The organism is Bartonella sp. ML70XJBT, assembly GCF_028618425.1.
Classification (GTDB): Bacteria; Pseudomonadota; Alphaproteobacteria; order Rhizobiales; family Rhizobiaceae; genus Bartonella.
Genome location: NZ_JAQISX010000034.1, coordinates 1 through 7929, shown reverse-complemented (window position 1 = coordinate 7929; position 7929 = coordinate 1). Strand labels below are relative to the sequence as shown.

Below are 7929 nucleotides of genomic sequence, written 5' to 3'. Positions count from 1 at the left end.
ACAAGCACATCTTTTGAAAATGGATAAAACCATACCAACCCTTGCGTTGATTTTTGAATTGAGTGAAGGCGGGCGTTTTGAAATCAATAGAGATGCCCTTGAGAGAGCTTTGTGTTGGGAAAAATATCTGATAAGTCACGCAAGACGTCTTTATGCGGCGGGGGATACAGTAACAGCAGAGCGTGCAAAATTGATTGTCGAACGTTGTGATCATTTACCCGATGTTTTTACAGCAAGAGATATCTATAGACGGTGTTGGAGTTCTTTAAAAGATAATCAAGCCGTTAAGCAAGCTTTAGAGCTCTTATGCCGTTGTAACTATATTCGTGAATTTCCTATAGAGGGAAATGAATTAGGTCGGCGTCCGGATAGACGCTATGAGTGGCATCCTTTGGTCAAAAACAACAGTATAAAACAATAAAGAAGCCTCTTTTGAAGTCTTAAAACAACCACGCAAAACTCTTTTTATGACCTTCTCATCAAGGAACTTTTCTCCAAAAGCAAATGATCTGAGTGGCTTTATTTTTGTCAGTTTAGTCAGTTGTTTCTAGACCCTAGAGTATTTTTTTAAATGATATAAAAAATTAAAAACATTATATTTCAATATGTTAGTATTTTAATGATACAACCCTTATTAAGACACAACACATAAATTCAATCAACAATATATATTTGTCAGTTATCTGTCAGTAAATTGAACTGACAAAAGTGACATTTTTAATGATTCATAAAACATATCAAAATTATCATTCTGATGTTTTTAAATACATAGTGCATTTATCTTGAATGATATGTGAAATAAATAGCAAATTTCACTACTGTGCTGATCTAACCATGCGTCATAGGCTGTGGATAAATAGCCTTTTAAAGCCCCTTTTGAAAAAAATTATCCGTTTTTATGCATTTTTCTGCATTTTTTCTCAATTCGTTCAAAATAGATTTAATAAGCTTCATTTTGATTCTTTTGAAAAGAATTAAATACATTATAAAAAAATGGGCTCTGTTGTAATATGCTGCAATCTCTTAAGTCTGATCATGAACAAATCACCCTACGCTCTCTGTTGGAATATTATCGCAAACAAGCAAAATCACCCCGTGAATTGGGAACGATGTTTGAAAACCTTGTAAAAGCTTATTTATCCGAAGACCCTTTACAAAAGCAGGAATACGAAAAGGTTCAAACTTATTCGGAATGGGCTAAAGAGCATGATGAAGATGGGCGTGATATCGGCATTGATCTGGTCGCTACAATCCGCGATGAAGGAGGTTATGCGGCTATTCAATGTAAATGCTATGATGCTTCTCACATCATTAAAAAAGAAGATATTAATAGCTTTATCGCTGCCTCTGGGAAGAAAATATTCACGCGTCGTATTTTGGTTGATAGTACCGAAAGCAATTGGAGTGATAATGCGAACAACACTTGTGATGGTCAAGAGGTTCGTATTCAACAGATTAATCTGTTTGATTTAGAAAACAGTCAAATTGATTGGGGCGCTTATAAAGAACGAGGACAAGCCGTCCTTAAAGAGCAACCGAAAAAAAAGCTTTTAGATCACCAGATAGAAGCACTGAAAGCTGTTTGTGAAGGCTTAAAAGAAGCAGACCGTGGCAAGCTGATTATGGCATGTGGAACGGGGAAAACTTTCACCAGTCTTAAGAGTGCAGAACAAATAGCAGGAAAAGGCAAGCGTGTGTTGTTTTTGGTGCCCTCCCTTGCTTTGGTGTCACAAACAATCCGTGAATGGACCCTTGATACAGAAATCCCCTTGCGTTCCTTTGCCGTGTGTTCGGATACACAGGTAGGCAAGCGTCGTAAAGGGAAACAGGATGATGAAGCTGGTCTAGATGCTTCAGATCTTGTCTTACCGGCGACCACGGATGCAAAAGAACTTGCCCGTAAAGCCAATAAGACCTCTCTTGATGTGATGACTGTGGTCTTTTCGACCTATCATTCCATTCAAGTGATTTCCGATGCACAAAATGAATATGATTTACCCGAATTTGATCTGATCATTTGTGATGAAGCACACCGTACAACAGGTGTTGTTTTAGGAACAGACAAGCATGAATCTGAATTTATCAAAGTTCATGATAACAGCATCATTCAAGGTAAAAAACGCCTCTACATGACAGCAACCCCGAAGATCTTTAGTGACAAGCTGAAAAGGAATGCTGTCTTATCCAATAACGTTTTGGTGTCCATGGATAATGAAAAACTCTATGGCAAACAACTTTACACTTACAACTTTTCACGTGCTTTAGAGGATAAGCTGTTATCACCTTGTAAAGTAATCATATTAGTTGTCAATGAAGAAGAAGTAAGCAAATCCATTCAACATCTTATTACCGATAAGGATTATGAGCTTATTCTTGACGATAGGACCAAGATTAATGGCTGTTATAGAGCCCTTACCAAAATGGATCTGAAACTTGATCTTGAAGATGACCCTAAGCCCATGCGTAGAGCTTTAGCTTTTTGCAAAGATATTGAGACTTCTAAACGCATATGCAAAAGATTCAAAAAAGAAAAAGTGCAAGAATCTTTGCGCGCTCTTCATAAGAACTATAAAGATACTCCCCCTCTTAACTGTACCCTTGCCCATATTGATGGAACATTTAGTGCTAAAGAGCGTACAAAACAACTTGACTGGTTAAAGGAAGATGCGGGGGAAAATACTTGTCGTGTACTTACTAATGTACGCTGTCTTTCTGAAGGTGTTGATGTTCCTGCTCTTGATGCCGTTCTATTTTTACACCCGCGCAAAAGTCAAATTGAGATTATTCAAGCGATAGGACGCGTCATGCGTCGAGCAGAGGGTAAAAAAAGAGGCTATATCATTCTCCCCATTGGGATACCCGCTGGCATTCCACCGGAAATAGCCTTAGAAAACAACAAAAAGTATAATGTCATTTGGCAAGTTCTCAATGCTTTACGTGCCCATGATGATAACTTTAATAAAATAATTCATCATATGCACAAAAAACAAGACGTAAGCCATGCTCTTGAAATTGTTGCTGCTTCTCAAGAACTTGCGTTAGAAGATACGACCACGGTTATTGATGATTTACCTACACGCTCAAAATTAGAATATTCAGGACTTAATATTGGGTTAGCAACTTATGAACCCTCTCACACAGGTGGAGAACAAGGAGAATTCCGCTTTTTTCCTAAATGTAAAGATGCCATTAGAGCTGCTATTGTTAATAGATTTTACGACCCTAGCTATTGGAAAAAATGGGCAATAAATGTTGGTGATCTTGCTCAAACTCATATCACACGCTTAACTGAAGTTTTGACAAAATCAGAAACTGAAACACGGCGGGTGTTTAATGATTTTATGACCGAATTGCGTAGCAATTTAAATACAACTATCTCCGAACAAAATGCGATTGAAATGCTTGCGCAACATCTTGTGACTCGTCCAGTCTTTAATGCTTTATTTGAGGGGCATCAGTTTGTTCAAGAAAATCCCGTATCTTGTGCTTTACAACGTGTACTCAATGCCCTTGATAACTTTACTCTTAAAGAAGAATCTCAAGATCTCAAAAATATTTCTAGGAGTGTACAATTTTACACGCGTGGAATTACCACCCTTGAAGCACAACAAAGCTTAATTGTAGAGCTGTATAATGAATTTTTCCGTTATGCTTTTCCACGTACAGTAGAAAAATTAGGAATTGTTTATACTCCCATTGAGGTTGTTGATTTTATCATTCATTCTGTTGATGATGTTTTACGCAATGAATTTGGAAAAAGTCTAGGATCACGTGGTGTTTCTATTCTTGACCCTTTTACGGGTACTGGTACCTTTATCACACGGTTGTTACAATCAAATCTTATAAAACCAGAGGACATGGAATATAAATACCGTTATGATATTCATGCTAATGAGATTGTCTTGCTAGCCTATTACATAGCAGCCATTAATATCGAAGCAACCTATCATGGTCTTATGAAAGGGAATTATATCCCATTCAAGCATATTGGTTTAACTGATACGTTTCATCTTTTTGAGAAAAAAGATCTGATGGAAGGTACTATGAAAGAAAACAGTGAATATTTAGAACATCAGAAAAATCTAAATATCGAAGTTATCTTTGGCAATCCTCCTTATTCAACAGGGCAAAAAAGTGCCAATGACAATGCAAAAAACATCACTTATTCTATACTAGATGATCGTATCCGTGAGACTTATATAGCTCAATCAAAAGCAGTGAATATGCGAAATCTTTATGATAGCTATATCCGCGCTATTCGCTGGGCAAGTGATCGTATTGATAATGCTGGAGTAATCGGCTTTGTTTCTGGTTCTGGTTACATAGAAAAGCCAACAATGGACGGTTTACGAAAATCTTTAGCCAAAGAATTTACGAGTATTTATGTGCTTAATTTACGGGGAGATATTCGTAAAAATATGTTAAGCAATGGGAAAGCTCAAGAAGGAGAGAATGTTTTTGGTAATGGTAGCATGACGGGTATTGCGGTAACGCTATTTATCAAAAATCCCAATGTTTCTGGAGATTGTAAAATTTACTATCATGACATTGGTAATAATCTCACAACAAAAGAAAAACTTACAGCTCTCGAGTATTTTGGTAGTATTGATGGCATCAAAAATAAATCAAGCTGGCAAATAATTACACCAGACAAACATAGTGATTGGATAAAGCAACGTGACGAAAGTTTCAAAACATTCTTAACTATGGGTGTCAAAAAGGGGCATGATAAAAAGCTCTTTGAAATTTATTCTCTTGGTGTTTCAACCAATCGTGATGCTTGGGCGTATAACTCAAGCCGTGAAACTGTAAAGAAAAATATGAATAACATGATTGCCTTCTATAATAGCGAGGTAAAACGTTTTAATAATAGTTATCCACATACTGACCGTAGAACACTTACAAAAGTTGTAGATAATTTTGTCAATTCCGATGAAAGTAAAATCAGTTGGAGTCTTAATCTTAAACAACATTTAGCTAGAGAAAAGGTTTTGGAATTTGAAGAGATATGCATTACTCAGAGCTTATATCGCCCTTTTACGAAACAGTGGCTCTATTATGATAGAACCTTTAATGAAATGGTCGCCAAAATGCCATGCATATTTCCAATAGGACAAACAATTGAAAATAGAGTGATACAAATTACAGGAACAGGAGCAAGAAGTGGTTTTTCTGTACTGATGAGTAAGGATTTACCTAACCTTCATGCAATAGATACAGGTCAATGCTTTCCAAGATATATTTATGAAGATACTATGTTTTCAAAAAGTAAAAGTGAGAAACAATCCCATTTATTTTTAATTTCTACAGAAGAAAGTAAAAATGCTGGGTTACACCGGCGTGATACCATTACGGATGAAGGGCTAGCACATTTTAAAGCAGCTTATCCTAATGAAACCGTAACTAAAGATGATTTATTCTATTATGTTTACGGTTTACTCCATTCAGAAGATTACCGTGCTCGTTATGCTGATAACCTCTCTAAAGAATTGCCTCGTATCCCTTGTGTAAAGACAGTTGATGATTTTTGGAAATTTGTTACAGCAGGACGTAAACTGGGTCATTTGCATGTAAATTATGAAGATGTAGAACCTTATCCAGTAACCTTTAAAAAAGGTAATCCAAAACAGACAGAGATCTCTAATCCCGAAGAATTTTATTATGTGACTGAAATGCAATTCTTTAGCAAAAATAAGATAAAAGATAAATCTACAGTTTTTTACAATAGCAATATTACAATAACAGATATCCCTCTTGAAGCTTATGAATATATTGTCAATGGTAGACCCGCTCTTGAATGGGTTATGGGACGTCAATGTGTTAAGACTGATAAAAAGAGTGGCATTGTGAATGATGCCAATCGCTATGCTGTTGAAACCGTTGGCAACCCTGCTTATCCATTGGAGTTATTCCAAAGGGTTATTACCGTAAGTTTAGAGACAATGAAAATTGTTAAAAACCTACCAAAATTAGAAATTAAAGAAACTGAATAAGCTTATAAGACCTTATAACTCATAAGGGGTATAGAGTCTTTAATTATAATCTATACCTCTCTTGTAATTTGATTACCTATAATCTTAAAAGGAGTGTTTATATGCGTTATTCTAAAAAGAAATCATTTGCACTTTTAAACACTGTCATTTGGATTGCTTTAAGACTTATAAGAAATCCACTCTTAAACAAGATAAGATTTATGTAGATTGCCTCTAAAAGATTATACCGTAATCTCAAATGATAGCTTTATCGTTTTTAAAAGCCTTGTTTAAAGAGAGTTATGTATATTCATTTTCTTATATTACTTATAGGTTTTGAAGGTTTCTCAAACTCTCAAAATACCTTCAAAAAATATACCATTGGTTGTATTTATGGGTTGCAATATCAATGCAGGTTGTTTTTTAGAAAAATCATAAATCTTAACACATTGAAATATAATAACTTTTATTTTTGATTGAAAAAAATATATAAGGGGGCATAAAAAGAACCCTCAAAATCTTCAAAATCCTCAAAACTCATAACCACAATAGTCTTGATAACATTTCTTATGATTATAAACTGTCTTTTGAAAGGCTTTAAAGGATCACATATTTTTTTAAGACGTGTTTTAATCACTCACTAAAATGATTACTTTTGTCGGTTCAATTTACTGACACAAACTGACAAATATATATTTACAGTTGTATTTATTTGTTATGGTTGTTTTAATAAGTTGTATTTTGAAAAATCGATAAAACTTAACATATTGAAATATAATGTTTTTAATTTTTTATATCATTTAAAAAATACTCTAGGGTCTAGAAACAACTGACTAAACTGACAAAAATGACAAAAGTCTATTAAAAGGGATTTTGCTAATCTCTATAGTTATCAATCTCTCTTTAGAGGTTTTCATAAAAGGCTATAAATCACAATTATCGTTTCTCTTATGAAAATGAAAAATAATGCCATGGCTATAAAGAATGCGTGAAAACAGCAAGGTCTTATAATCATAATGCAAATGAATGCATTGCTTATAAAGATAAGCCCTATAAAAGCTATTAAGTTGCAAATGTGTTATAAAAGAAATTAACAGAAATCTTTAAAAACCATTTAGTGAAAAAATAGATACGTTATAAAGTTAAAAATACGCATCATGAGAGCGTTTCTAAATATTATAAATGTATAGATTCAAAAAATAACGCAATCATTTAGAAAACCAATAATATAGCTTTAAAAGCATATAAATATAAAAAAGGCAATTAATAAGCATATGACAAATATATACACACAATGCATTTAAAAAAATTATAAAAAATATCAAAAAAGATAAAATAATAATTGACAATAAATACGTATTTTGTTATATAAATAATCAAGTGATCAAAACACTTGCGTTAAGCGGATAGGTTACGAAACAACCTCTCCCATGTCTTTAAAATACTGACTATCTTTTGTGCTTTAATTAGCATATATGATGACCTTGTCGGGTGTAGCTATGCTATACAATACCCTTTATGGGAAAAGCATAGCAACGGACTTAACGCCGTGTTTTGAGCGCCCGATACCTTTATAAGGTATTAATTTCAAAACTTTTTTACGTTAAGGTTTTAATTATGACAAATATATCAAAAAACACCCCCGTTATCTCCATTGCTAATAAAACTGTACCTGCTAACAAACAAGAGCCTGCAAAAAAATACGAATTTATTAATGATGGCGAATATATCGATGGTCATTTCTTAACGCGAATTAGAGCTTTAAGAGATTTTGGAGATGTCAAAAAAGGCGATTTAGGTGGCTATATTGAAAGTGAAGATAACCTCTCGCATGAGGGCAATTGTTGGGTGTATAATAAAGCCCGTGTCTTTCAAAATGCACGCGTCTTTGGAAATGCTAAAGTAAAAAGCTTTTTTGTAGACGTCTATGGCAATGCACAAATTTATGGCAATGCTA

The 7929-nt window shown here is 34.3% G+C and carries 2 protein-coding genes and 1 pseudogene; all 3 read left to right on the top strand.

From position 1 onward, the window contains the following. Nucleotides 1-421, top strand: a 421-nt coding sequence (locus PVV65_RS08710; protein ID WP_404978402.1) for a DUF3987 domain-containing protein, incomplete at its 5' end; no start/stop codon positions are given. A 589-nt stretch (nucleotides 422-1010) separates the two neighbouring features. After that, complete coding sequence (locus PVV65_RS08705) at nucleotides 1011-5993, top strand: type ISP restriction/modification enzyme (protein ID WP_273789897.1); 4983 nt, start codon at nucleotides 1011-1013, stop codon at nucleotides 5991-5993. Between the two features lie 1596 nt (nucleotides 5994-7589). Continuing rightward, a pseudogene (locus PVV65_RS08700) lies at nucleotides 7590-7929 on the top strand (hypothetical protein); the annotation flags it as partial.